The organism is Micromonospora narathiwatensis (assembly GCF_900089605.1).
Lineage (GTDB): Bacteria > Actinomycetota > Actinomycetes > Mycobacteriales > Micromonosporaceae > Micromonospora > Micromonospora narathiwatensis.
Genome location: NZ_LT594324.1, coordinates 5,932,317 through 5,957,013, shown reverse-complemented (window position 1 = coordinate 5,957,013; position 24,697 = coordinate 5,932,317). Strand labels below are relative to the sequence as shown.

Below are 24,697 nucleotides of genomic sequence, written 5' to 3'. Positions count from 1 at the left end.
AGTTGAAGGTCAGCGGCGGCTGAGGGTGGGACCGGTGACGACGAGCTGGTGCTCGACGTCGGAGGCGAGGCTGTGAAACGCGACCCGGCTGTTGCCGCAGGCCAATAGGGCGTCTCCGCGCGCCGCGGACAGCAGGAAGGCCCGTTCTCCGTCGGTGAGCCCGAACGCCTTGGTCACCGCGTCGATCGCCTGCGGTGCCTGGCGCAGGAGCACCTGCGTGGCCGCGTTGGAGACGACGGCGCGGCCGACTTCGGTAGCAAGCACGTCGGCGGCGTCCTGGGTGACCACGGTCAGCCCGGCCCCGTACTTGCGGGCGGACTTGGCGAGGCGGAACAGGAACTTCGCGCCGAGCCCGGCGCGCAGCATCAGCCATGCCTCATCGACCAGCACCATGCGCCGCACGTCCGGCGAGGAGGTGGCGACCGTGCGCCAGATCGCGTCCAGGGTCAGCAGCGTGCCGACCGGCTTCAGCTCGTCGGGCAGATCCTTGATCGCGTACACCACCAGGTGCCCCTGCGGGGCGGTGGTGGTGGGGCCGTCGAACAGTCCGGCGAACGACCCGGACACGTACGGGTGCAGCCGGGCGGCGAGGGTCCGCCCGGCCTCGCCGATCTCGGTCAACGCCCGCGCAACGTCGGCGAGGAGCGGGGCGGGTCGCCGCCAGGTGCGCGGGTCGGTGGTGATCCCCTTCGCCCGGTAGGCGGCCAGGACAGCGGCGTCGAGGACCGGCACGTCCTGTGGGTCGAGGGCGGCGGTGGTGTTGTCGCCTGCGGTGAGGACCGCGACGAACGTCTGCATGAACAGGGTCCGCCGGAACAGGGCATCGTCGCCGTCGGCGGCGGACAGATCGAGGGGGTTGATCCGCACGCCGGGCGCGCCGGGGCGGATGATCGTTCCGCCGACCGCTTCGGCCAGGCGTAGGTACTCGTCTTCGGGGTCGATGACGAATGCCTGCACGCCGAGGTAGAGGTTGCGCAGTAGGTCCAGCTTGGCGAGGTAGGACTTGCCTTCGCCGGAGCGGGCGAGGATGACGGCGTTGAAGTTCGACTGCGCCCACCGGTCCCACACCACCACTCCGGCCGAGGCGAGGTTCAGGCCGTACAGCACGCCCATGCCGGTGTCCCCGGCGGTGACCGGTAGGTCGGGGCTGGTGAACGGGAACGCGGCGGCGAGGGCGTCGGTGTCGAAGACCCGGCGCATGCCGAGGGCGTCGACGGCCAAGGGCAGGCTGGTGATCCAGCCCTGCAATTGCCGCCACGTCGCTGGAGCCACGTCGAGCAGCAGCGAGGAGGCCAGGGCGCGTACCTCGGCCACCCGGTCGGCCAGTTCGGCCTCGCTGTCCGCGTGCACCGTTAGGTACAGGCCGAGGCGGAACAACCGGGCCTCGCCTCGGGCGACCCGGGCGGCCAGTTCGGCGGCGTCCGCCGCGGCGGCGTCCAACTCCGGGTCGTCCAGGCGCCCCTTCCCGGCATCGGAGCGCCGCGACGACTCCAGCCGGCCGCGCTGTTTGCGCAGCCGGTCGGAGGCGATCATCGGGGCGATGGGTTCGATGTGCAGGGCGACGTCGACGCGGCCCGGGTAGGACAGGATCGGCTCCAACCAGCCCGCTCCGACCTCGGCCGGGTAGCCGGTCACCGCCAGGGTCGCGCAGTAGTCCTCGCTTACCCGCACCGACCGGCCGCCGACGTCCACGGCGTCGGGGCTGCCCGGCAGCAGGCCGTCGGCCTCGTCCGCGCGGCGCCTGCGAAGTGCGTTGGGTAGCTTCACGCCTGCTCACCACCTTCCGAGTGGAGCCGCCAACTCGGGTCGCCGGCAGCGGCCCACGCGACGGTGGGGGCGGTCGGGTCGAGGCACGCGGCGAGAGTTGTCTGGGTGTCGTAGCCATCCAGAACCGTGGCGGCCACCTCGCATCCGGCCAGCGCGCGGACCGCCTCGTGGGCCTGGTGAGCGGTGTTGCCGGGGCCGCGCCGCCCCCGCACGGCGACAGTGACCTGCCGGTGCAGTAGCTCGCGGCCGGTGGCGAGGTCGTCGAGGAACCCGACGTGCGACCGGGCCGCCTCCTCCAGGGCCGGGTGCGGCAACGCGGGGGCGTGGTGCTCGATGCGGTCGGCGACGTGCGTCAGGTTGACGCGCCGTGCGCGGACGAGGATCTGCGTCGGAGAGTCGAGGCTGTTCAGCCAGCGGGCGAACCCGGCGACCAAGCCGTTCTGCTCGCCGGGTGAGCGCAGGCCGAACGCGACGGTCGAGGCCGACACCAGGGCGGTGGTGCCGTCCGGGCCGAGGTCGATCAGCCCGTCGGCGGTGATGCCCTTCGCCGGCAGCCGCAGCGGCGCGGGCATCGCCACCGTGCCCCGCTTACTCGTGGTCGCCACCCAGGCGGGTGCCGGCTGGATGGGCGTGTCGGTCGGCACGAGGTGATGCGGGGCGCGGCGGTGGCGGATCGCGGCCAGGAGCCAGCTGTCGAGGCTGATCCCGTCGCGGCGGGTGACCGCGAGGAAGAACGCCGCCCCGCCGACCGGGATCGACCCGGCGATGAAGTACAGCGGGTTGACCACCGTCGCCAGGGCGGTCCAGACCGCGTAGAGGATCAGCGCGGTGACGGCCAGGATGACCACCTGGCGGAGGGTCAAGCCGAACACGATCCGATCGGGCCGTTCGACGTCGGCCGCTACTCGGGCGCGCAACGGCTCGTCGTGGGTGCGGCGGGACATCAGTGATCACTCCTTCTCGGGGCGGCGACGGACGGGGCGCTGCGACAGGGACGGCGCGGCCGGACGTAGCAGACGGGGACGCGGCTGCGCGGGCGGCGGCGCGGCGGGAGGCGGTTCGGGAGCCGGCACGGGCGTGGGAGTCGGAGCCCGCGCGGGGGCGGGACGGCGGACCGGGGACGGCACCGCCGGACGCACGGACGGGGACGGGCGAACCGCCCGGGTCGACCGCACCGCCGGGGTCGGCACCGCCGGGGTGGGCCACACCGCCGGGTTGTGGGGCTGGGCGGATCGGGGCAGATTGGCCGGAGTGACATTGGCTGTTGACAGCGGACGTGTAGGCGTTGCCGGTGCTCGCCTCGCCGCCGTCGGACGTGGCCGAGGCGGTGTCGCCGGTGCGGCCGAGAACGTCGGCGTGACGGGAGCCGGAGGCCGTTTCGGTGCGCTCTGGGCCTGCGGTGCCGCCGAGAACACCACCGCTGGCGCCCTGGTGGAGGTGGGCGCGGAACCGATCGCTGTGTGACGTTCCGCCGCCGGTACGACACGGGTCGAGTCATGGCTGAACGGCATGGGACTCGGTGCCGGTGCTGGGGCGGGCGGTGCGAGTTGTGGGCTCGGCGCGGCCGAGAAGACAGCGGGCGGTGCGTCCCCCGTGGCGTGGCGTGTCGTGGCGGGCGGCGTGGCGTGGCTGAACGCCGCAGTGGTCGTCCCGGCGGGCTGCGCGAGGGGCGTGTGAGGGGACGGGGCGTGGCTGAAGGCGGCCGGTCCGGCGGGCAGCGGGGACGGACGGGACGGTCCCGGTCGGGACGGACGGGGCATGCCGGGCCGGGGCGCACGAGCCGGTCCGGGACGGCCGGGGCGGGGTATCGTCCCGGCTCGCCGGGCGGCCGTCCCCGCCGTCCGTCCGGCGGCTGCCTTCGAGCCACCCAGCACTCCGGTCGCCAGGCCGAGGGTCTTGAACGTCAGGTACGTCGAGACGAGCTGGCCGAGCAGACCCCGGCCGCGGGACTGTCCGAGCGGGCCGAGGATGAACTGCTTCATCCAGCCCGGCAGTTTGATCTGGACCCACAGCATGGTCAGGCAGACCCCGATGCCGAGGAACCCGTCAGCGGTGATCGGCAGGCCGAGGACCGCCGGTCCGGTCGGGGTCAGGAACACCCGAACGGTGGCCAGCATGATGAAGGCTTGGGCGAGTTGCATGCCCAGGCACGCTCCGAACGCCCTCCACCAGGTGTAGGCCAGGCCCTCGGTCTGCGGAGTGGCGTGGCACATCAGCGCGAGCGGGGACACCCCGATCAGCAGGATCGTGGCCGCCACGCGCAGGATGAAGGTCAGCACGACCACGATGGCCATCACCAGCGCGGCGAGGATCATCAGGGTCAGCAGGAAGTTGTTGCCCTGCCCGGCGTTGCTCAGCGCCTGGGTGAGGGCGGTCGCTGCGGCCGGACCGTCGACTCCTTGTCCGGCAATCGCGGCGGTCACCGCGTTGGCGACGGTGAGAATCTTCGCGCAGAGCAGCAGCGACAGGTTCGCGCCGACCCCGCCGATCACCAGGCGGGGCAGGATCTCCTTGAGCCCGTGTCGGCTCTGCAGGGTCTCCCGCGAGGTCACGACGAACCCGCCGACGATCACGAACAACACGAAGACGGCGTTGGCGATGACCAGACTCGTTGTCCAGATCGTCTTGACCTGCGGATTGGTCGTCAGGTCCGGGGTCGACAGCACCGTCTTGCCGAGGGTGTCCATAACCGGGGCCAGGCCGGTCTCGACCATCCAGGCGAAGAAGTTGTTGATGCCCTTCCGGATCTGGCCGGAGATGTCGTACCAGGCCGGGTCGTCGTCGGTCGAGGTGGCCGCCGGTGGCGTCGGACTGGTTCCGGGTGACGGGTCTGGCGTCGGGGTGGGAGCGGGCGTCGGGGTGCCCGTCGGCGGCGGGCCGATGGGGCTCGGCGTCGGCGTGGGGATGGGGATCGGGCCGCTCGGTGACGGCGGGATACCGGGTGTGGGCACACCCGGCGCGGGGGCGGGAGCGGGTTCGGCCTGCGCGGGCGTGGCCGTGACGGCGGCGCCGCTGGCGAGGCCTAGGCCGAGCAGCAGTGCCAGGGCCAGCCGTGCCGGGCGAGAGATGCGCTGTGCGGCGCGAGTCGGCAGCATGGCTACTTCACCCACTCGCCGACGATCCTGACGAACAGCGGCGCCAGCAGCGCGAGGGCGTAGCCGATCGCGGCGGACTTCATCGCGAGCTTGCCCTTTTCGGTCTCGCTGGGGTCACCGTTGGCGGCGAGGTAGCGCAGGCCGCCGACGGTCAGGAACAGCGTGGCGACGGCGACGAGGATGCCGACCAGCCAGCTCGTGATGTTGTTGACCACTGCCTCGATCGAGTCGGCGGCCAGCGGCAGCGGTGCCCCGGCGTCGGCGGCGTAGGCGGCGGTATCGCCCAGCACGATGACGGTGGCGAGGACTGCGGCTACGAGGATCAGGGCCGGGATGAGACGGGTGGCCTGGTAGAGCATCCAGTCGGAGGGGTGCAGTCGGGGCCGGCGCGGACGCGGGAGCGGCTTGCGCCGCGACGCCGGCTCGCGGGTGGGCTTGCTGGTCATGGGTGGAACACCTCCGGGTCGGGCCGCAACCGGCCCCGGGGCGTGGCGGGGCTCGGTTGCGGCGCGGTGGGTGGCAGAGGCGGGAGTGCATCGACCCGCATGTGGTGACCAGGGGTTCCGACCGGCGCGAGGGCCGTCCTCCTCACGAAGGTGTGGTGGGCCGGGCGAACGGGGTGTCAGCGCCGTCAGCGGGGCCGGTCGGGGAGGTCACCTAGTGCGGGAAGTCCCGCACTAGGGGAATACAAATCCGAGGACCGATTTGGAGAAGCGCAGCCCAGAACTGGTGCATCACGGCCGGCGCGGGGTCGCCGCCGGGGCCGTGGTGCCGGTTGCCTCGGCGATGACGTCAGCGGTCGGGTCGCTGAGCGCCCCGGAGCGGATCGCCGCGACGAGGCGCTGCACGGCGGCGCTGCGCCGCTTGTAGACACCCCAGCGGGGCAGACCGGTGCGCTCGGCGTACGCGGCGAGGCTGGTGTCCTCCAGGAACGTCCCGCCGATCAGGTCCGCCTCGGCGACGCTGATCGCCCCGATACGCACCGCGCGGGCCAGCACCAGGTCCGGGTGACCGTACGGGGCGGGCGGCAGCGCCGAGCCGGGCGCGAAGTCCGCCTCCCCCGACTCTGCCGGCTCCTGGCCGCGCAGAGCGGCGCGGGCACCGGAGAACGCGGCGTTGAGCAGGGCGTTCACGATGCCCGGCTGGTCAAGCTCGACCGTGTTCAACGCCTTGAGGAACGCCTCGACCAGGGCGGCGTGCAGGTCGCCGGACGACAGCTTCGACAGCAGGTGCGCCCGGTGCCGCAGACCGGGCAGGGCTACGCCGATCGCGCCGACCACCCACCGGTCCTCGCCGGTGCGGGCTCGGACGACCAGAAGCCTCCACGCGGCGTCCTGGGCCGCGGCGCCGCAGGAGGGGTGCATGAGGATGGCCGACAGCTCGGTCAGCGCGATCCGGCGGCGCGGCAGGCCGTGGCCGAGCTGCCGGCCGTCGACGGCTTGCGGCTGCGGTCCTTCGCCGCACAGCCGGAACCGGTAGTCGATCGCGCCGAGCAGTGCCGCGCCGGGCCGTGATCCCGGGTGACCGGCGAGCGGACCGGCAACGGGGCGAGTGTTCGCAGACATGGGTGTACTCCCTGGTGGTGTTTGGGATTGCCGGGCCGGCGATCGAAGGCCGGTCGGCGGTGCAGCACCCACGCCACCAGGGCGGTTGAACACAACTTGAACACCGATGATCTTGTTCTAGGTTGAACTGAGCGTGATCAGCCGGGACGGCGATGACAGTCTCCGATGCGATGCCTGACGATGGCTCCGCCGAAATCACAGCCGTGTGCAACCGGCTCGCTGCCCGTTCAAGCCGCCGCCCGCCGGGGGCACCGGTCGCCCCGTCGAGGGCTCGGACAACCGCGTACGCATCCGATGGCATTGATGCGAAAAAGGCCCGCGCCGAAGGTCTCGGGCCGGAGGTGTTCATGGTCGGCGCGCAGTCCGCGAGCTACGGCAGAGCGTGTTCACGGCATTCCGTTGCCGAGACGACCGTGTTCATGGTGAGAGGTTGATCTTGTACGTGGCATCGCGAGAAGCGATCGGCGAAGCTTGGGTCACCGCCAGGGCGCTGCCGGCTCGGCCGTTATTCCTCTCCATCTCGGTCACGGCTTGTCAAAGGCTGGTGTACAACCGTTGACCTGCGCGTTCAACCTTCTCACGATCTTGTTCATCCCGGTTGAACACGCCGAACGCGTCGGACTCAGCGGCCGGTGGGCGGGGCGCTGTCCTCCAAATCGAGGCCCTGATCTGTATTCCCTTAGTGTCAGCGCTTGTCGGCGGACGTGGCCCACCACCCATGCCGCAGACCCACTCGCACCACCCCGAACGCCCACCCGTCGGGCTGTTCCTCGTCCCCGTCCACCGCCGCGCCGCGCCGCTAGTCGACCCGGCCGCATGGCACGGACTCGACCCGCAGCGCCTCGCCTGGCTGATCCGGCACTACACCCGCGACGGCGACCTCGTGGCTGACCTCGACAACCACCCGACCGTGTCGAAGGCCGCCCGGTATCTGCACCGCCACTCCGGCACCATCACCACCGACGGTGACGACCTCCGAGTCACCGACGGACGGCCCGTCCGCGCCCGGCGCGTCGCCGAGGACGGCGTTGCGCTGTTGCTGGCTGGACTGCCCCGCCCCGATCGCGATGACCTCGGACTGCGCGACACCGCCGCAGCGATGCACCGGTGGCACCGGCTACTGCGCCCCGGCGGCTTCGTCCTCGTCGCGCTGCCCACCCACGGCCTTGAGTCGGGTCAGATTTCTCGGCGCAGCATCGTCATCAGCGCCGCCCGCATCGCCGGGCTGAACTACCACCAGCACATCCCGGTGCTGGTGCTCCCCCTCCCGGCCCACGACCCGCGCACCGACGCGGCGACCGCCGCGAGCACCGTCCCCGCGCTGCTGCACGGGCGGCACCTGCGCACTCACATGGACGTCCTGGCGTTCACGGCGACCACCCTCGACCAAAAGGACACCGATGCGTGAGCCCGTCCCCACCGCCGCTTCCACCTCCGACCTCGACGCGAGCGACGTTGCGCGGCTGTTCGCCCTCATCGCCGATGGGATGCAGGGCTCGGTTCTGCTGACCGGACAGACCGCCTCCCGAGACTTGCGGCGCGGCCGGTACACCCCGGCCTCCATGGAACACCCGGGCAAGATGCTGCCCACCATCCCCCGCTACCTCACCGCCACCTACACCCAGCCCGGCGATCTGGTCGTAGACCCCATGGCCGGCATCGGCACCACCCTCGTGGAAGCCATGCACCTCGGCCGACACGGCATCGGCGTCGAGTACGAGAACCGCTGGGCACAACACGCCGCCGACAACATCCGCCTCGCCACCAGCCAGGGCGCAACCGGCACCGGCGAGATCTACACCGGCGACGCCCGCCGGCTCCCCGCCCTGCTGCCAGCCGACGTCCACGGTCGCGTCTCGCTGGTCATCACCTCCCCGCCGTACGGGCCGTCCACCCACGGCCACGTCCGCACCCCCGGCCCCCGCCGAGGCAAAGTCCGCAAGATCCACCACCGGTACGGTGCCGACGCCGGCAACCTCGCCTACACCGAACACGTCGAACTGGCCGATGGATTCACCCAGATCCTCACCGGCTGCGCCGCCGTGCTGCGGCCCGGCGGGTACGTCGCCGTCACCGCCCGCCCCTACCGCCGACGCGGCGAACTCATCGACATCCCCGGCATGGTCGCCGCCGCCGGACTCGCCGCCGGACTGACCCTGGTCGAAGAACTCGTGGCGCTCATCGCCGGAGTCCGCGACGGCGTGCTGGTGCCACGGGCCTCGTTCTTCCAGATGAAGAACGTCCGCGACGCCATCAACACCGGCGATCCGCAATGGCTCATCCAGCACGAGGATCTTCTGCTGTTTCAGCTACGCAGGACGAACCACAACCCGCACAACTCCGCGCAGGGCGGCGTCACCCTCGCCGCACCGCCCGCCGGCCGTGGGCTTGATGACTCCACCCCGACCAGCGTGGATCGACGGGCACACCCGGCGCACCCCGTCAACCCCGGCGGCAGCGTCATCCACACCCGGCCCGACCCGGGCCGGGACGCTGAAAGGACACCCGCACCGTGCCCGCCCCATCCACACAACACCCCCGGGCCCGAACGGGCCGTCACCATCGCCCACCATCCGCTCGCCGGCCCCAACGCACCATGCCAGCAGGCCGGGTCATCCGACACGGCAGACCGGCCGTGAGCGCCTCGACCGCCGGCGAGTCGCGACCCGACCCCCTCCTGACCATCGATGACGTCGCGACCTGGTTGGGCAAGCCGAAGAACACGCTCTACGCCTGGCACAGCCGAGGTAAGGGACCGCGCGCCATCCGGGTCGGCAACACCCTGCGCTACCGGCGCAGCGAGGTCGACCGCTGGCTCGACGCCCAAACCGACCCGGAGCGCTGAGCCATGGCCCGACCTCCACTACCCATCGGGACCTGGGGCAACATCCGCACCGAGAAGCTCGGCCCCAACCGGTACTGCGCCCGAGCCCGATTCCGCGACTACGACGGCAGCACCCGCGACGTCGAGGCCACCGACACCACCGGCCCCGCCGCTATCCGGGCGCTCAAGGTCAAACTTCGTGACCGTGCCGCTCCCAACGACGACGAGATCACCCGGGAGACCCACATCAGCAAACTCGCCAGCCTTTGGCTCGACGAGATCACCGCAGAGGAGCGTCTCGCGCCCCAGACCATCAGCCAGTACGAAGTCAGCGTGCGCGTCTCGGTTGTGCCCGCCCTGGGCAACCTTCGGATCCGAGAGGCCACCGTCGGCCGCATCGACAAGTTCCTGCGCAAGGTCGCCGAGGACCGCCCGACAGCCGCCAGGCTCGCGAAGGTCGTCCTCACGCAGATGCTCGCCCTAGCCGTACGCCGTGGCGCAATAACCACCAACCCCGTCCGCGACACCGGCCGACTACGCAACCCGCGCCGCAAGGTCGTCGCCCTGGAAACGGAGCAGCTGGAGGGCGTCCGTGCGGCGATCCAACGGTGGCAGAAGACCACCCCCGGTAAACCCGGGCCCCGGCACACCGGCGATCTGGGCGACATCATCGACCTCATGCTCGCCACCGGCGCCCGCATCGGCGAGATCCTGGCAACGCGCTGGGAAGACCTCGACCTTGCCGCCGAACGCCCGACACTGACCATCTGCGGCACGATCGTCTACCTCAAGGGCAAGGGCTTCTTCCGGCAGGACTGGACGAAATCCGACGCCGGTTTCCGAACCGTTGTCCTTCCTCGCTTCGCAGTCGGGATGCTGATGGCCCGAAAACTCACGGCCGCCGACAACCCTCACGATGCGATCTTCGCCTCCCGGCGCGGCACCTGGCTGTCTCCGCAGAACGTGCGCCGCCAGTGGCGTCAGGCCCGCGTTGACGCTGGCCTCGAATGGGTCACGCCACACACCTTCCGCAAGACCGTCGCCACCCTGATCGACAAGGAGGCTGACGCCAAGCACGCCGCAGCCCAACTCGGGCACGCCACCGAGCAGGTCACCAACAGGCACTACATCGTCAAGCCCGCTCTCGCCCCGGACAGCTCCGACATCCTCGAACAACTCGGCGCTGGCCGGGCCACGACCAGCCACGAGCGTCGCCCCCATGGCGCACGCCGGACCGGATAGACACACAGGGACCGTCCCCCGACATGCCCCACCACGGACCCGCTAGAACCCGATCGCCCACCAGCGTTACTGAGGGGTTTTCGGGGGGCGATTCAAAACCGCATAGATACGCATCAAGGCCCTGGCCAGCTTCTTGCTGGTCAGGGCCTTGTCTTGGTGCCCCCGGCAGGATTCGAACCTGCGACACACGGTTTAGGAAACCGATGCTCTATCCCCTGAGCTACGAGGGCGCGAGGGCCTAGTCTAGCGACCTTGGGGTTCGCCTGGGGTGGCAGGGAGTGGCCCACGTTCACCCACGTCACCCGGACCCCTGTTCTCCCGGCCCAGGACCACACCCCGAGCACACGAACCCCGGGTTGCGGCCGGCGGTCGGCCACGGGTGACCCCCGCTGGCACCGGTTGACCCGGGTTGGCACCCGCTGGAGGAGTCTCTACGCGAGTTCGCATGACGCCACCCCCGCTGATCTTGACTGCTTGGGCTGGTAAGGGGTCTTGTCGCGGATGCAGGCCCAGAGGACGTTGAGGCGTTGTCTGGACAGGGCGGCGGTGGCTTGGCGGTGGGTTTTTCCTTCGGCTCGTTTCTTGTCGTAGTAGGCGCGCGATCGTGGGCAGTGGGTCAGGGCGGTGAAGCTGGACATGCTAAACCTCGATCCGTGGACCGGTTTCGAGTCGGCCGGTGATCGGGTGATTCGATCTTGGTGTTGGTTTGAGGGTGTGGTTGTGCTGCTGGTCTGCCCAGCGTTCTCGGTTCATGGTCGTGTGGTGAGCGTGGATGCGTGTGGTGGCCGGGGTGCTGTGCGCGGGTCGGGGTGTTTATGTGGTGAAGACGGCGTTCCAGAGGGTGAGCCATGCCTGGGTTCGGGGCCAGTGGCTGGGTAGGTGCAGCACGGGGCGGCGTTGTGGGCGGGCGAGTCGGGCCGGGATGTTGATCAAGTGGGTGCGCAGGGTGGCGCCTCGGGCCGTGGCGTAGCGGGCGGTGCCGGTGAGGGTGCCGGCGGCGCGGAGCAGGTTGTGGGTGATCGCGGCCAGGATGCACCAGGCTGTGTTGGCGTTGAACGAGCCGGAGGGCTGGTGGGCCCAGGGGCCGTCGATGAGGTCGGACCAGACGGTTTCGCAGGTGGCGTGGTGTCGGTGGGTGATGTCGGCGCTGGTGACGGGCTCGGGGTTGTTGGTGAAGAACGGGTGGTAGCGCCAGACCGGGAACAGGGGGTCCTGGGTGTTGGCGTCCAGGACGCGGCGGACGATGAGCCGGCCGGTGATGCGGTGGCGGGTGTCGGCGAAGGCGGTGTATTCGACTTCGGCGACGTGGGCGTCGGAGATCAGTTGCCCGGTGTCGGGGTCGGTGACGGCGCCTGGGTAGTGCACGGGCGTGTACTGCTCGTCGCCGATGGTGGCGATCGCGGCGTCGACGGCCGGGTTGCGGGCGATGGCGAACGAGAACTGCGCTGCGGCTTTGACGACCGCGGTGATGACCTTGCCGCTGCAGTAGGCGGAGTCGCCGCGTACCAGGATCTTTGCCGGGTCCGCGCCGCAGGCGATAGCGGTGTTGATGCCCTCGGTGAGCATGGACGCGGCGCCTTTGGCTGAGCCGGCGCGTCCGGCCCGTAACCGCACGCCGGCCAGCACGGGTGCCGCCGTCGCGGTGCAGATCGTGACGGCCAGGGGCGACAGGCCCCGGCGCAGGATGGTTTTGCCCGCGATCTTCGTGTGCCCGAACGAGGCGCCCTGCTTGGCGTGCCCGTATACCGGGCGCAGCAGTGAGTCGATGTCGATGAAGACGTGGTCGTTGATGCCGTCCAGCACCGGGGTCTGCTGCGCGAGGGCGACCAGGTGCCGGCGCAGCACCGCTGACAGTTGGCGGGTGTGGCCGTGGGTGAACTCCCGCAGGAAGATCCCCAACGTGGAATTGGCGTAGACCCGGCTGAACAGCTTCTTCATCCCACCGGACCGGATGACGTCCAGGTCATCGATGCTGTCCGCGCCGGCGGCCATCCCGGCGATGATCGAGGTCAGCTTCGGCGTCGGGTTCGCCGCACCGGACTTGAGCCGCTCGCAGGCGAACTGGACGTGCTCGTCCAACAGGCGGGACAACCCTGCCTGCTCCGCCAGTTCCAGCACAGGCACCAGCCCTGCACACGACACGAGATTGTCCTCGTCGAACACCGCGCTGTCCGCACGCCAGGCATGAGATCCTTGCACCGAGAGTGCCCTTCCGAGCTGGTGAGATTCGCGTTCTAGACAAACCCGATCATCCCAGCCCAGAGGGCACTCTCGTCATATTTCCACGCCGCCCCAGCCACAATGGACCAGCCCTCGTCCACGGATCCAGGCTAAACACTCGGCGTAGCCCGCGATGGTAGCGATGGGGCCGAACCTGGTGACCTTGCCGACGCCCGGAGTCGCGAGAGACAGGTGCGAGGCCGGCGTGGGCGGCGAGCGCCGCGGGGCTGGCGTAGGTGGTGAGGGTGCCGGCGTGGGCGAGGAACTCGGCGGCGAGGGTGGTGCCGATGCCGGGCAGGCTGGTGACGATCTCGCCCAGTTCGTGCTCGGCGACAACCGCAGCGATGGTGGCTTCGATGGCGGTGATGCGCTCGTTGACCGCCTCCAGATCGGTCGCCATCTCCGCCACGATCACGGCCGCGGTGGCCTCACCCGCGACGGCGACGGTCTGCGTCCGCGCGGCAGTGAGGACCTTGGTGGTGAGTGCCTTGGCGGCCCGCACGCCGTCCTGGCACAGGTGGGCCAGGATGCGGGCTTCACCGGCGCGGCGCAGCCCGCCAGGGGTCTGCCACTGCGCGAGGAGCCGCAGCGCGCCCTTGCTGCGCAGGTTCAGCACCTTCTCGAGGGGAGGGCTGATCATGGTCAGGAGGTCCTGGATACGGGCGGTGATGCGGACCCGGTCGGCGACCAGGTCCAGGCGGCGGGAGACGAGCAGCTTCAACTGCTGCTGCACCCCGTCGGCCACGGTGAGGGTCGGTAGATTGGCGCGCATGCGCAGGGTCTGGGCGATGACGTAGGCGTCGTGGGCGTCGGTCTTGCGTTCGCCGTGGAACGCCTCCGCCATCCGGGAGGTGACCGTGCCGCTGACGTAGCGCACGTCCGCACCGCGGTCGAACAGCACCGCCAGCAGCAGCGAGGCGGGTCCGCCCCGCAGGTCGATGGCCCAGCGGATCGGCTTACGGCGCTTACCGAGCCGTCCGGCGATGCCGCCGATGGCCTGCTGGTCGTTAGGGATCTTCTCAGATAAGACCACGGTGCCGTCGTCGTCGACGACGCACACGTGGTGGTGGGTCTTGCCGACATCGACGCCGGCCCACAGGCTGCCCATCGGGCATCACCCTCTTCGGTTGTCTGGTCAAGGGGCGTGGACCCGCCGCGGTTCAGTAGCCACAACTTCGGAAAGGGCGATCGGTCGCAAGTCTCCATCCAGTGCTGATACAGCGGTCATCAGCGAGGGCCGGGGCGTCCTACTCCTAGCTGGCCATGACATCGGCAGCACACACCCAGACAGTCACCCGACCCTCCGGGTCCACCCCAGCAAACGACACAGTTCGATGCCCGGTTGCGGGTCCCGACGGACACCCGGAGCCCAAGCCGCCGCTGTCAGGGACGTCGCGCCGGGGACGCCGGGCGGTTCACGATCTTGCGCGCCTCGGTGACGGTCACCGGGCGGCGAACCAAGCCTCAGGTGTCAAGGCCTGCGAGGTTGAGGCGTTCGAGCAGGCTGGGCTTGCGGGCGTGCACTGCTCGTAGCTCGGCCAACCGGTGCCGGAACGACGTGCTGTCTCCGTCGCCTTCGGCGAGGTCGCGCAGGTCGACGATGAGTTGTACGGCGGTGTCGTACTCGCGGGGCTTCTTCGTGGCGATGAGGTCGTCGACCCGCTGCCAGGCGGCGGGTTGATCGACCGCGAGGGCGTCGAGGTGCCGTTGCCGGGCTGCTGCGGCAGACCGTTCCCGGCGAATCCGGTCGCGTTCGCGCTGCTCGGCGTCCCGTCGTTTTCGCTGGGCGCGCAACTCCGCGGCGGTGGCGAGCAGTTCCCCGGCGGTACGGGCGACTGCTGGGGTGGGCGTATCGGTGTGGTGTGCGTCGCGGTAGCGGCGCAGCAGTCGGCTGCGTAGGTGGCTGTCGCCGCCAGTGATCAGGTCGGTCAGAATGGCGTCCTTGTCCCGGGCGGGCAGCCCGACGACCCAGGTGCGTAGTTGCGCGGCGGCCGGTTCACCGGAGGCGGCCGGCGCCGACCCAGCCGCCGCGGCCGCGATCAGGTCGGGGTCGATGCGCAGGAACTCGGCGACGGCGGTGAGGGGCGCGTCGAGGGTGCCCAGCCCGGTCGGGACGGGCGGCTCGGGCTCGTCGTCGGCGATCTCGGCGGACTGTACGCAGCGCAGCCAGCCCAGGTACAGCAGGCGCAGATCACCGGCGGCGAGGCCGGCCCGAACCGGAATGATGGAGGCGAGCAGACCGTGGCCGTCGAGGTCCCACTCGTCGGTGCCGTCCTCGTCCTCGTCGTGCAGGTCGATGATGACGTGCGTGCCGGCGGTCCACGCGGATGCGCTGCCACCCTGGCAGTACTGGGCGACCGTGACGGGGTCGAGCACGTGCTTCGGTAGCCGCAGCATGAGCCGGCGGGTGCCCCAGTTCGCCAGGTACAGGTGCGCGTCGAAGTACCGCTCCACCAGCGTGCGCGGATCGCCCTTGAAGTCGCCCCACTCGTAGGTGTTCACGAAGCTGGTGGCGGTGATGTCGGCCCGGGTCGACAGCGACCGCAGCTCGGCCCGCTCCCGGCCGGTGAGGGGCCGGTCGACGGCGGTGAACTCGTAGTACTGGTACTCGCTCATAGCGGCCTACCTTCCGGCCCAGTGCCGGTAGGCGTCGATCCACGCGGCGCCGTCCGGCGTAGGGGTGGGTAGCGGAAGGTCGAGTAGGCCGACCCGCTGCCAGTGGCGGTCCCGGACGCAGACCGCGACGACGCTGTCCGCTGCCAGCTCGACCTTCCGCACGGTGACCTCGACGCCGAGGACGGTGGTGGTGAACGGCACCGCCAGATGCTCCTCGATCATGGCGAACAGGCCGGCGCGCTCGTCCTCGTAACCATCCGTATCGACGGTGGCTTCCTCGATCATCGCCTCCAGCGCGGCAGTCCCCTTCGATGCCATCGGCGGAGGATAGCGGACCGGCGTCAGGGTGCTCGGAGCCCGATGCGCGAGGATGGTCGGCATGGGTTCGGTGGCCGAGTTCGTCGATCTTCGGCGGGAGGTGGAGCGGTTACGGGCGGAGAACGCCCGACTGGCGCGTCTGCTGGAGCTGCGCGGCCAGGACACGACTGCGGCACCGGAGCAGTTGTCCGCGCCGGTGGACCCGCCAGGGCTGGTCACCATGGCTTCGCCGGCACAGGACAAGCTGACGTTGTTCGCCGACCGGTTCCGGGCCAGGGCCGACGTGTACGCCGTGCGGTGGAACAACGCCCGTACCGGCGCTGCTGGGTGGATGCCCGCGGTCGCCGGCGGTTGGCGCAAGGGTATGGACCGGCGCGGTGCCGCCTACCTGCCCCGGACGACGGAGGTCGTCGCGGCGCATCTGGTCGGCGACGTGTTCATGGGCCTGTACCCGCTGATGCCCGGCAACATCTGCCACTTCGTCGTGGCCGACTTCGACGGGCCGACGGCGATGCTCGACGCCCTCGCGTACGTGAAAGCAGCGCGGGCCAGCGCGGTGCCCGCCGCGTTGGAGATCTCCCAGTCAGGCCGCGGCGCCCACGTGTGGGTCTTCTTCACCGGCGCCGTTTCCGCCGCCACCGCACGCGCCGTCGGCACCGTCCTTCTCCGTGAGGCGATGGTGCTTCGCGGGTCGATGGACCTCCGCTCGTACGACCGGCTGTTCCCCAACCAGGACGTGCTGCCCGAGGGTGGCTTCGGCAACCTCATCGCCGCACCGCTACAGGGCCGCCGCCGCAAGGACGGACTGACCACCTTCCTCGACCTCGGCACCCTCGAGCCGTACGCCGACCAGTGGGCATTCCTGTCGACGCTGGACCGGCTCAGCCCCGGCGACGCCGAACAGATCGCCCGGCAGGCCAAACAAGCCGTCACCGGTGCCGACGTCGCCACGATGAGCCGATCCGCGGCGACCCAGGTCCGTCCTCCGCTGCCTCCGGTGGTCCACGCGGAGGCCGGTGCCGGGCTGAGCATCGACGCCGCCCAGCTGACCCCTGCCGCACTGGCGACGTTCAAGCACGCCGCCGCCATGGCCAACCCGAAGTTCTACGAGCTGCAGCGACTCCGCAAGTCCACCTGGGACACCCCACGCTTCATCCAGGGCTACGACCTCACCCTCGATGACCGCCTGGTCCTCCCGCGGGGCCTGCGGCACACCATCGCCGCCATCGTCGAACACGCCGGGTCGCGACTGGCCGTCGCGGACGCACGGAACTCCGGGACCGAGATCGACACCGCGTTCGCCGCCGAACTCACCAGCAAGCAAGCCAACGCGGTCGGCGCACTTCTCGCCCACGACGACGGAATCCTGGTCGCCCCACCGGGCTCCGGCAAAACCGTCATGGCCTGCGCCGTGATCGCCGAACGCAACACCTCCACCCTCGTCCTCGTCGACCGCAAAGCCCTCGCCGACCAGTGGCGCACCCGCATCCAACAGTTCCTCGGCATCAAGCCTGGCCAACTCGGCGGCGGCCGACGCAAGCTCACCGGCACCGTGGACATCGCGCTGCTGCCCTCCCTCGCGCGGCACGACGACATCGCCACCCTGACCCAGGGGTACGGGCACGTCATCGTCGACGAATGCCACCACCTCGGCGCCGCAGCCTACGAGCACTCGGTCAAACGGATCGCCGCGCAGTTCTGGCTCGGCCTCACCGCCACCCCCACCCGACGCGACGGCCTCGGCCAACTCGTCACCTGGCAACTCGGACCCGTCCGCCACACCCTGACCGACGAGGAACCCGGCACCCTCGCGGCGGCGATGCACGCCGACGTTGGACCCCGTCGAGCGCTGCACATCCACGAGACCACCTTCCAACCCGGCGACATCGACCTGGACGCACCCGGTGCGCTCGCCGAGGTACACCGGCGACTGGCCCTCGACGAGCCCCGCAACACCCAGATCGCCGACGACGTCGCCGAAGCCCTGACCCGCGGCCGCAACTGTCTCGTCCTGACCCGACGGGTCGCCCAGGTCGAGGCCCTCACCGCCCTGCTCGCAGCACGCGGACACCAGCCGCTCGTGCTCCAAGGCGCGATGAGCACCCGCGAACGGCGGATCATCGTTGACCGGCTCGACGGCGCCAAAGCCGGCGCCGGCCGCTCGTCATCGGCACCACACCGTTCATCGGCGAAGGCTTCGACGCCCCCGCCCTCGACACCCTCTTCCTCGCCGGCCCGATCTCCTACGACGGCCTACTCGTCCAATGCGCCGGCCGCGTCATCCGCACCGCACCCGGCAAGGACCTCGCCGAGGTCCACGACTACCACGACCCGGCCACACCCATCCTCGCCGCCTCACTCCCCACGCCGCATGCCCGGATACCGGGCCCTCGGCTTCACCAGAACATGAGCGCATCCCATCGCGATCACCATGACTGGTCCCGCCGACTACAGGGATATGACAAAGATGCCAAGCGCGCTTGGCCTAGCGTAGTAGGCTACGGGCATGGGCCGGTTTTCCGAGGATGAGCTGCACGCGGTTGTCTCCCGGTACGAGGCGACGCGGGCGGCTGCGTTGACCGAGCGGGACGAGCAGCTCCGGGCGTTTCACGCGGCCGGCTGGCGGCCGGTGGATCTGCAGCGGGTCACCGGATACAGCCGGGAGACGATCCGTCAGGCGCTACGACCGGAGGTCCGGCGGGCGACCAACATCAGCCGGCGCAGGACGTCACCCCAGCCGCCAGCAGACTACCGGCCCTACGGCGACCGGAAGCCCTACGTGGTGGCCGAAACCCTCGCCGCGCTGCACGGCCCGACCGAGGGCACGGTGACGCTTCCGCGTCATCTCGACTGGTCCGGGCACGCCGAGTACGACCTGAACCGGGCCGCACGCCTGGCCAGCATGTACAAGGTGGTGCTCACCGAAGCCAGCACGGTCGAGGACCTGAACACCTGGCTCGACGCCGACCTCCTCGGGCGGCTCTGGCCCACCCTCTGGCTGCCCCCCCAACTCCGCCAGCGCTGGGAGGAAGCCTTCCCCGAACTCGCCGCCACCCGCATCAACGCGGCGTAGCGGTGGACCCCTTCCACGAACGCCTCGCCCGTACCGGGCTCGCGGCCGCCGAACGATACGGCTTCGCGCTGGCCGGCGGCTACGCGGTGCAGGCCGCCGGACTTCTCGAGCGGCCCAGCGAGGACGTCGACCTGTTCACCGCCTGGGACCGCCGGCAGGAGTTCACCGCCGCGGTCACCGCCATCGTGCACGCCTACCGAGATGATGGCCTGACCGTCGAGACCGAGCGCCAGTACGACACCTTCGCCCGGCTGGCCGTCACCGACGGTATCCGGGTTTCCAAGGTCGAACTCGGCGTGGACTGGCGTGCCAACGAACCGATCCTCATGGCGATCGGACCGGTCCTCCACCCCGACGACGCGGTCGCGAACAAGATGAGCGCACTCTACGGACGAGCGTTCGCCCGCGACTTCATCGACATCGACGCCACGCTCCGATCCGGCCGCTACACCCGCGAAGCCCTCCTCACCCTCGCCCAGCGCGCCGACCGGGGCTTCGACCCGCGCATCTTCGCCGACGCCCTCGGACAAGCCACCCAGCTCGATCCCGACGACTTCGCCCAGTACGGCGTCACCGGCCCAGCGCTGGACAAACTCCGCAGCCGATTCGCCGAATGGCGCCGCGAACTGCTCGACGACGAGGAAGGATGACTCGGCTCCCGACTGCGTAAGCCTGTACACGCAGAACCCGCAACGTTCCAGCTGATCTTCAGCAAGCGATCGCAGCGAGCCCGCGAAGCGACCGGCACGCAACGGCAGAAGACAGAAAGCCGCAGGTCATCGGCCTGTGGACACCGGCGGAGCGTCGGGTTAGGAAACCGTTGCTCTATCCCCTGAGCTACGAGGGCGCGAGGGCCTAGTCTAGCGACCTGGGGGGTTCACTTTGGGGTGGCAGGGAGTGGCCCACGTTCACCCACGTCACCCGCACCCCTGTTCTCCCAGGCCAGGACCACACCCCGAGCACACGAACCCGGTTTGCGACCGGCGGTCGGCCACGGTGACCCGCGTTGGCACCGGTTAACCTGGGTTGGCGTCCGCTGGAGAGCCCACACCCGCGCACACCATCCAAGATCATGATGTGGCCGCCCGCTCCACCGGCCCGGGAGCCGCCAGCCGGCATGGCGCGCCTCGGCGGTAGCCCTCCGCGGGCTTCGAGCGTTGGCTCAGATCACGACGCGGGCAGTCTCGGGACGTACCGGACACGTGTAGCTATTCCGCCGCCTACTGGCAGCCGTGGGACAGGGTGGAGGCGGCCACGCAGGTCCCGAGACCGGACATGCCGGCGCTTCCTGCCACCTGACATTTTTGAGCAGATCGCCCGCCTGCGAGTCACCTTACTTGTGCGCCTTCACCCGGATCACGAGCATCAAGATCGCGAACAGTACCGGAGTGAAACGCCTGCGACGAGTCCCTGAGAAAGGAGTTCTTGGAGAATCGTCCTTGGTTCTGGCCGTGGTGATCGTGGGCGGCTCGTCACCGGCGAGGCTGGAGTTGCGCTTTATGGGCGAATTCCAGCCGGTTGCCATCGGTGTCGGCGACGTTGGCGGCGTAGTAGCCGGGCGCAAAGTAGGTTCGCTCGGCCGGCCTCCCCTCGTCGATGCCGCCGGCCCTGATGGCTGCGGCGTATGCCGCGTCGACGGCGTCGTTGCTGTCACAGCGGATGCCGAGGTAGAGGCCCGTCTCGCCGGCATTGCGCTGCCGCAGCCAGATGCTCGAGCCGACGCCGGTGGAGAGGTAGGCGGCGTCACCGATGCCGAACAGGTCGGGCACGTTGTCCGGCCCGGAGGAGGCCCGGTAGTAGCCGACCTCTTTCCAGCCAAGGGGCCCGAGGGCGGTGAGGTAGAGCGCCGACGCCGTGTCGACGTCGGTGACCGAGATGTAGACGTGGTCGATCATTTCGAGCTCTCACGGAATACGGCGGCGTTCGTGCGGGCGAACTCCCGGAAGGTCCGCGCCGGGTTGCCGGTGATCTTCTCTACGGTGTCGTCGGGACGCGACCCGTTGCCGGACGCGACCGTTTCGGTCAGCTGGCGGAGGACGATGCCGTAGTCGGTGGGGACGCCGGTCGCCAGCACGGCGGCAATCCATGCCTCGCGGTCGATGTCCTGGTGGACGACGGGCTGGCCGGCGGCCTTGCCGATGATCGCGGTGGCCTCGGCAACGGTGAGGGCCTGCGGCCCCGTCAGGCTGTACGCCGCACCGGCGTGCGCAACCGGGTCGGTCAGCGTGGTCGCGGCCACGGCCGCGATGTCTTCGACGTCGATGAACGCCTCAGCACCGTCGCCGGTGGGCACGACGACGGCGCCGTTCACCGGCTTGAGGAACGTCTCGCTGAAGTTCTGCATGAACCACGCCGGACGCAAGATGGTGTGGGTCAGCCGATTTCGCCTGCTCAGGTCCAGCTCGACCGCCCGAGGGGCGAACTCGGCCGGCGCGTGCTCCATCCCGTACGCGCTCAGGAAGGTCACATGCTCGACCTCGGCCGACTCGGCCTCGTCGAGGAACGCCGCGACGTCCGCGGCGAAGTCGATGCGCAGGACGGGCGCCATCAGGTAAACCCGGGTGACGCCCGCTACCGCCGAGGCATAGGTGCCGCGGTCGCTCCAGTCGAAGGCCACGTCAGCGCCGGATCGCGCCGCCGTGCGGACCGCGACACCGCCGCTGCGGAGGCGGGAGACGACGCGGGACCCGGTCTTGCCGGTCGCGCCGAGGACGAGGACGGTGGGCTGCGATTCGGTCATGCCTCTACGGTGTCATACCGTGATGCGCGTATGAATGCGTATTGCGCTCAGATAGCAACGCGTTACGCTCACCCCGTGGACGTGTTGCAGGATTATCTTGTGCGGGCCCGAGCGTTGGGAGCGGTCTTCGCGCGCTCCGCAGCCCTGCCGCCCTGGGGGTTGACCCTGCCGGGCTCCATCCAGCTCTCCCTTCACACGGTGCTGCGCGGCCACGCATGGCTCTGGCTGGACGACCCGGCCGAGGCCCAGCGGCTGCTGCCCGGCGACCTCGCGATCGTCGTCGGCGGGCGCGACCACCACATCGCCGACGAGCCGAGCCCCGGCACGTGCGTCTCCCATGAACAGTTCTGGGCCGCCACAGCGGACACCGATGCCGCCGATCCGGGCGCCTGCGTCTTCTTGTGCGGCGCCTACCGCCTCTCCGGTGACGTGGGTCGAAGCCTCCTCCAGGCGCTCCCACCCGTGCTGGTCATCCGGCCGTCCGCTCACGACCAGGTGCACGACGTCGTCTCCCTGATCTCGCGGGAGCTGCAGGAGCAGGCTCCCGGGAGCCACACCGTGCTCGACCGGCTGCTCGACGTCCTCCTCGTCCTCGTCCTACGCGCCTCCTACGAGCAGAACCCGACCGCGCCACGGTGGTACCGCGCCGCCGAGGATCCCCGGCTCGGCCGGGCGCTCCAGGCGATGCACGAAGAGCCACAACGCAGCTGGACCGTCCCGGAACTCGCCCGCCTGGCCGCCATGTCACGCCCATCGTTCGCCCGCAACTTCGAACGCGCGCTCGGACAGACCCCCATGCAGTACCTGACCGACTGGCGTCTGACCCTGGCCCGGGACTACCTCCTGGTCGGCGAACTCACCCTGGAGCAGATCGCCCGCCGGACCGGCTACACCTCACCCAACGCGTTCGCGGCAGCCTTCCGCCGCCACCACGGCGTGCCACCCGGCCGCTGGCGCGATGCGAACGCGCCCATACCCGGATAAAGGGTGAGGTCGACGGCGGCGGGCGAGCCGTCTGGACGATCGACACCGTTGTGGCGGCTGCCGCTGGCCGGCGAGCACCGCGGCGGCCGTCGGATTCCTGGCCGCCGGCATCATCTTCGGCGCGGCGGCCCCACTCGGCGACCTGGCGGTGCGCCAACTACTTCACTTCCCGAAACGGACTGACAATGGCCTGCGCAAGTCGCTCGCATGACAAGCCGATGACTCCTTCGGCGACTTTTTCAGGTCGAAGTAGCTAGGCGAAGTGCTCCTCAGCCCGGTTGACGATCGTGTGCCATCCCCACACTCGGTGGACCGCTCCGATGTGCGATGCAGCGGGATCATCAGCGACCAGGCCGTCCAGATCGAGGGGGCGCAGCCCTAGCACCTCGCCGCCCGTATTCGATGCCTGCCGATATCGGCAGCAGCGTTCGCGCACCATGTTGGCGACATCGTCTCCGTCAGCCAGGCAGAGTTCCAGGACGGATCGTTGCTCGGCCCACTCATCTACCCCTGTCCACGGGCCGCGGTCTATTCGTCGTTACTCTGCGTACGCGACGGCGGGCTACATCCTTGTCGAAGGTGTCGTCGCGGTCGCCGCGGGCGCTTTGTGCAGGGGGTGCAAGCGCTGCTGGACGAGTTGGACGGGGGCGGGCCGCGCCCCGGGGTGGCGGTAGCGGCTCGGGACCACGTCGGAAACGACAGACGGTCCCTGCCTTGACAAGGCCGGGACCGTGTGACGGTTCGCGTCGCCTCGGGGGTTACCACCGGTGCGGAGTGGTCAGTGGGTCGGGTCGGATTGGTTGTGTCGGAGGGCTTCTTCGAGTTGGTCTTCGAGGATGATGATGCGGCAGGCGGCCGCCATGTCGGTGCCCTGCTCGCACATCCGATGGGCGCGGGCGGCCAGGCGTAGCTGGTAGCGGGAGTAGCGGCGGTGGCCGCCGGCGGAGCGGTGCGGGTCGATCAGTTTCGCCTCGCCGAGCCGGCGCAGGAAGTCCTGCGAGCAACCGACGATTTCCGCGGCGCGGCCCATCGTGTAGGCGGGGTAGTTCTCGTCGTCCAGCATGTCATCGGGTTGGCCCATGCCACCTCCACATCGAGGGCCCCGGCGCGGAAAGCGCCGGGGCCCAGGGTTAACGGGTCTAACACCATCACCGACAAGACTGTCGGTTTGTCATGTCCGCCCCGGGCCAGACGGCCTCGGGTGCGGGGATCGCGTAAGCGTGACCGGAGAACCACCTCTCGTTCGATGGAAGCTGCGGTGTCCGCGCTCGGCCCGTCACATGCGGCCGGCGGCGGGCGATCCAACGGTGTACGGCCCTCCCTTTCCTCTGTCTTCCTCTAGCTCAAGTGTGCGTGCTGTCCGCCGGCGCCCGGCCCACGATCTCCTGGCTGTGGCGCCGGCGGACCGATACTGCCTGCGGCGGAGCCCTGAAACCTGACGCTGGCCCCACCGCGTCGTCGCGCCCGAGCGCAAGCCTCACGCCCGGGGTACTGCCGTACTGCTTCAACTTCCACTTCTTACTGGTCGTGCCGAGCGGGAGCCGCGTGAAGCTGGGCCCCGCTCCATCGCCCGTCGTGGGCGGCTTCGTCAGCGTCTTTGTTGCACCCTCCGCACTCAACGGTAGAAAGACTAACCAGCGACGGCGAGCATGTCTAGCGATTGCCACATAGATTTTCTGGGTTCGGACACGCAGTGTCTCTCCTGTCAGGGCGATCAGCTGTCGCGCACGGAGAGATCCACTGCGAACCGTGGCGACGCCCACCGGTTCCGGCACATGCTGGGCACCCAACTGGCCGAGAAAGGCGCCCGCACCCAGGCGATCATGAAGATCCTCGGGCACCTCAGCGCGGGGCATGTCGATGACCTGCTCACAGATCTCCGACCCGACCGTGCTGGCCGACTATCAAGCGGTCCTGCAACCCGGAGCGGCCCTCGCCGGGCCTCTGGCCGATACCCTGCGCCGCGGCGAACTGGACCAGACCGCGCTCGACTGGCTGCAGACCAACTTCTACAAGACCGAACTCGAACTCGGCCACTGCCTGCGCCTGCCCCAAGAGGGGCCATGCGAGTGCGACATCTACCTGACCCGCCCCAAGTTCGTCACCACACCCCAGTCACGTCCCTCGGCTACAGGAACGGTTACGCACCGAGGAACAACTCATCGCCGATGCCACCGAGCGCGGCTGGGCCCGTGAGATCGAACGACACCGCTGCACCGCCGACCGTATCCGCGGACTCCTCGACGAACTCGG

19 protein-coding genes, 1 tRNA gene and 3 pseudogenes are annotated in these 24,697 nt (G+C 69.9%); 9 read left to right on the top strand and 14 right to left on the bottom strand.

Features of this window, described 5'->3' with window-relative positions; all coding sequences use genetic code 11:
- Nucleotides 1-9 precede the first annotated feature (9 nt).
- The 5 genes from GA0070621_RS26325 to GA0070621_RS26305 all read right to left on the bottom strand — a co-directional run bounded on the left by GA0070621_RS26325 (nt 10) and on the right by GA0070621_RS26305 (nt 6,427).
- Nucleotides 10-1,767, bottom strand: coding sequence for a VirB4 family type IV secretion system protein (locus tag GA0070621_RS26325; protein WP_091200765.1), 1,758 nt, complete (start codon nt 1,765-1,767; stop codon nt 10-12).
- The gene (locus tag GA0070621_RS26320; protein ID WP_091200763.1) at nt 1,764-2,711 is read right to left on the bottom strand and encodes a PrgI family protein; all 948 of its coding nucleotides are present in this window, start codon (nt 2,709-2,711) and stop codon (nt 1,764-1,766) included. The genes GA0070621_RS26325 and GA0070621_RS26320 overlap by 4 nt, the downstream gene beginning before the upstream one ends.
- A 6-nt stretch (nt 2,712-2,717) precedes the next feature.
- Nucleotides 2,718-4,862, bottom strand: coding sequence for a hypothetical protein (locus GA0070621_RS26315; RefSeq protein WP_157740058.1), 2,145 nt, complete (start codon nt 4,860-4,862; stop codon nt 2,718-2,720).
- Nucleotides 4,863-4,864: 2 nt separating this feature from the next.
- Entirely contained in the window at nt 4,865-5,308 is a 444-nt protein-coding gene (locus GA0070621_RS30580; protein WP_167667413.1) for a pilin, read from the bottom strand.
- 288 nt (nt 5,309-5,596) lie between these two features.
- A complete protein-coding gene (locus GA0070621_RS26305) occupies nt 5,597-6,427 on the bottom strand; it encodes a hypothetical protein (RefSeq protein WP_091200761.1) in 831 nt (276 codons plus the stop codon).
- A gap of 718 nt (nt 6,428-7,145) precedes the next feature.
- Here GA0070621_RS26305 and GA0070621_RS26300 point away from each other — a divergent pair.
- The 4 genes from GA0070621_RS26300 (at nt 7,146) to GA0070621_RS26285 (ending at nt 10,493) form a co-directional block, all read left to right on the top strand.
- Nucleotides 7,146-7,835, top strand: coding sequence for a hypothetical protein (locus GA0070621_RS26300; protein WP_091200759.1), 690 nt, complete (start codon nt 7,146-7,148; stop codon nt 7,833-7,835).
- Between the two features lie 79 nt (nt 7,836-7,914).
- Nucleotides 7,915-9,066: a TRM11 family SAM-dependent methyltransferase gene (locus tag GA0070621_RS26295; RefSeq protein ID WP_231921102.1), complete on the top strand. Its 1,152-nt coding sequence runs from the start codon at nt 7,915-7,917 to the stop codon at nt 9,064-9,066.
- A complete protein-coding gene (locus GA0070621_RS26290) occupies nt 9,063-9,272 on the top strand; it encodes a helix-turn-helix transcriptional regulator (protein ID WP_091200755.1) in 210 nt (69 codons plus the stop codon). The genes GA0070621_RS26295 and GA0070621_RS26290 overlap by 4 nt, the downstream gene beginning before the upstream one ends.
- A 3-nt stretch (nt 9,273-9,275) precedes the next feature.
- Nucleotides 9,276-10,493, top strand: a complete 1,218-nt coding sequence (locus GA0070621_RS26285) for a tyrosine-type recombinase/integrase (RefSeq protein WP_091200753.1) — start codon at nt 9,276-9,278, stop codon at nt 10,491-10,493.
- A gap of 154 nt (nt 10,494-10,647) precedes the next feature.
- Here the strand turns inward: GA0070621_RS26285 and GA0070621_RS26280 are convergent.
- From GA0070621_RS26280 to GA0070621_RS26255, 6 genes and pseudogenes are all read right to left on the bottom strand, one after another.
- Nucleotides 10,648-10,723 (bottom strand) — tRNA-Arg (locus tag GA0070621_RS26280).
- Between the two features lie 201 nt (nt 10,724-10,924).
- Nucleotides 10,925-11,137, bottom strand: a pseudogene (locus GA0070621_RS26275) (IS110 family transposase); the annotation flags it as partial.
- Nucleotides 11,138-11,327: 190 nt separating this feature from the next.
- Nucleotides 11,328-12,692, bottom strand: a pseudogene (locus GA0070621_RS26270) (IS1380 family transposase); the annotation flags it as partial.
- A 115-nt stretch (nt 12,693-12,807) separates the two neighbouring features.
- A pseudogene (locus GA0070621_RS26265) lies at nt 12,808-13,821 on the bottom strand (IS110 family RNA-guided transposase); the annotation flags it as partial.
- A gap of 356 nt (nt 13,822-14,177) precedes the next feature.
- Nucleotides 14,178-15,329: a hypothetical protein gene (locus GA0070621_RS26260; RefSeq protein WP_091200752.1), complete on the bottom strand. Its 1,152-nt coding sequence runs from the start codon at nt 15,327-15,329 to the stop codon at nt 14,178-14,180.
- A 6-nt stretch (nt 15,330-15,335) separates the two neighbouring features.
- Nucleotides 15,336-15,647 (bottom strand): hypothetical protein, encoded by a 312-nt coding sequence (locus GA0070621_RS26255; RefSeq protein ID WP_167667407.1) that lies wholly within the window; start codon nt 15,645-15,647, stop codon nt 15,336-15,338.
- Between the two features lie 61 nt (nt 15,648-15,708).
- Here GA0070621_RS26255 and GA0070621_RS26250 point away from each other — a divergent pair, with 61 nt between their 5' ends.
- From GA0070621_RS26250 to GA0070621_RS26240, 3 genes are all read left to right on the top strand, one after another.
- Nucleotides 15,709-18,057 carry a TOTE conflict system archaeo-eukaryotic primase domain-containing protein gene (locus GA0070621_RS26250; RefSeq protein WP_167667405.1) on the top strand — a complete coding sequence of 783 codons (2,349 nt, stop codon included), beginning with the start codon at nt 15,709-15,711 and terminating at the stop codon, nt 18,055-18,057.
- A gap of 96 nt (nt 18,058-18,153) precedes the next feature.
- Entirely contained in the window at nt 18,154-18,720 is a 567-nt protein-coding gene (locus GA0070621_RS26245) for a hypothetical protein (RefSeq protein ID WP_091200748.1), read from the top strand.
- 2 nt (nt 18,721-18,722) lie between these two features.
- Nucleotides 18,723-19,370 carry a nucleotidyl transferase AbiEii/AbiGii toxin family protein gene (locus tag GA0070621_RS26240; RefSeq protein ID WP_091200746.1) on the top strand — a complete coding sequence of 216 codons (648 nt, stop codon included), beginning with the start codon at nt 18,723-18,725 and terminating at the stop codon, nt 19,368-19,370.
- A gap of 822 nt (nt 19,371-20,192) precedes the next feature.
- Here the strand turns inward: GA0070621_RS26240 and GA0070621_RS26235 are convergent.
- Nucleotides 20,193-20,615, bottom strand: coding sequence for a VOC family protein (locus GA0070621_RS26235; RefSeq protein WP_091200744.1), 423 nt, complete (start codon nt 20,613-20,615; stop codon nt 20,193-20,195).
- A complete protein-coding gene (locus tag GA0070621_RS26230; RefSeq protein ID WP_091200742.1) occupies nt 20,612-21,460 on the bottom strand; it encodes an NmrA family NAD(P)-binding protein in 849 nt (282 codons plus the stop codon). The genes GA0070621_RS26235 and GA0070621_RS26230 overlap by 4 nt, the downstream gene beginning before the upstream one ends.
- 75 nt (nt 21,461-21,535) lie before the next feature.
- On the opposite strand from GA0070621_RS26230, the gene GA0070621_RS26225 reads away from it, so the two are divergent.
- Nucleotides 21,536-22,444, top strand: coding sequence for an AraC family transcriptional regulator (locus tag GA0070621_RS26225; protein ID WP_091200740.1), 909 nt, complete (start codon nt 21,536-21,538; stop codon nt 22,442-22,444).
- A 778-nt stretch (nt 22,445-23,222) separates the two neighbouring features.
- On the opposite strand, the gene GA0070621_RS26220 is transcribed toward GA0070621_RS26225, so the two are convergent.
- The gene (locus GA0070621_RS26220; protein ID WP_089007704.1) at nt 23,223-23,525 is read right to left on the bottom strand and encodes a helix-turn-helix domain-containing protein; all 303 of its coding nucleotides are present in this window, start codon (nt 23,523-23,525) and stop codon (nt 23,223-23,225) included.
- A gap of 779 nt (nt 23,526-24,304) precedes the next feature.
- Between GA0070621_RS26220 and GA0070621_RS29660 the strand changes: the two genes are divergently transcribed.
- A complete protein-coding gene (locus GA0070621_RS29660) occupies nt 24,305-24,640 on the top strand; it encodes a hypothetical protein (RefSeq protein ID WP_167667403.1) in 336 nt (111 codons plus the stop codon).
- Nucleotides 24,641-24,697: the final 57 nt, after the last annotated feature.

What these genes read in the sequence shown, in the direction of transcription:
- GA0070621_RS26260 (WP_091200752.1), bottom strand. Translation starts at nt 15,329, where the DNA reads ATGAGCGAGTACCAGTACTACGAGTTCACCGCCGTCGACCGGCCCCTC.
- GA0070621_RS26250 (WP_167667405.1), top strand. Translation starts at nt 15,709, where the DNA reads ATGGGTTCGGTGGCCGAGTTCGTCGATCTTCGGCGGGAGGTGGAGCGG.
- GA0070621_RS26285 (WP_091200753.1), top strand. Translation starts at nt 9,276, where the DNA reads ATGGCCCGACCTCCACTACCCATCGGGACCTGGGGCAACATCCGCACC.
- GA0070621_RS29660 (WP_167667403.1), top strand. Translation starts at nt 24,305, where the DNA reads ATGACCTGCTCACAGATCTCCGACCCGACCGTGCTGGCCGACTATCAA.
- GA0070621_RS26305 (WP_091200761.1), bottom strand. Translation starts at nt 6,427, where the DNA reads ATGTCTGCGAACACTCGCCCCGTTGCCGGTCCGCTCGCCGGTCACCCG.
- GA0070621_RS26230 (WP_091200742.1), bottom strand. Translation starts at nt 21,460, where the DNA reads ATGACCGAATCGCAGCCCACCGTCCTCGTCCTCGGCGCGACCGGCAAG.
- GA0070621_RS26235 (WP_091200744.1), bottom strand. Translation starts at nt 20,615, where the DNA reads ATGATCGACCACGTCTACATCTCGGTCACCGACGTCGACACGGCGTCG.
- GA0070621_RS26315 (WP_157740058.1), bottom strand. Translation starts at nt 4,862, where the DNA reads ATGCTGCCGACTCGCGCCGCACAGCGCATCTCTCGCCCGGCACGGCTG.
- GA0070621_RS26220 (WP_089007704.1), bottom strand. Translation starts at nt 23,525, where the DNA reads ATGGGCCAACCCGATGACATGCTGGACGACGAGAACTACCCCGCCTAC.
- GA0070621_RS26255 (WP_167667407.1), bottom strand. Translation starts at nt 15,647, where the DNA reads ATGGCATCGAAGGGGACTGCCGCGCTGGAGGCGATGATCGAGGAAGCC.
- GA0070621_RS26295 (WP_231921102.1), top strand. Translation starts at nt 7,915, where the DNA reads ATGCAGGGCTCGGTTCTGCTGACCGGACAGACCGCCTCCCGAGACTTG.
- GA0070621_RS26320 (WP_091200763.1), bottom strand. Translation starts at nt 2,711, where the DNA reads ATGTCCCGCCGCACCCACGACGAGCCGTTGCGCGCCCGAGTAGCGGCC.
- GA0070621_RS26300 (WP_091200759.1), top strand. Translation starts at nt 7,146, where the DNA reads ATGCCGCAGACCCACTCGCACCACCCCGAACGCCCACCCGTCGGGCTG.
- GA0070621_RS30580 (WP_167667413.1), bottom strand. Translation starts at nt 5,308, where the DNA reads ATGACCAGCAAGCCCACCCGCGAGCCGGCGTCGCGGCGCAAGCCGCTC.
- GA0070621_RS26245 (WP_091200748.1), top strand. Translation starts at nt 18,154, where the DNA reads ATGGGCCGGTTTTCCGAGGATGAGCTGCACGCGGTTGTCTCCCGGTAC.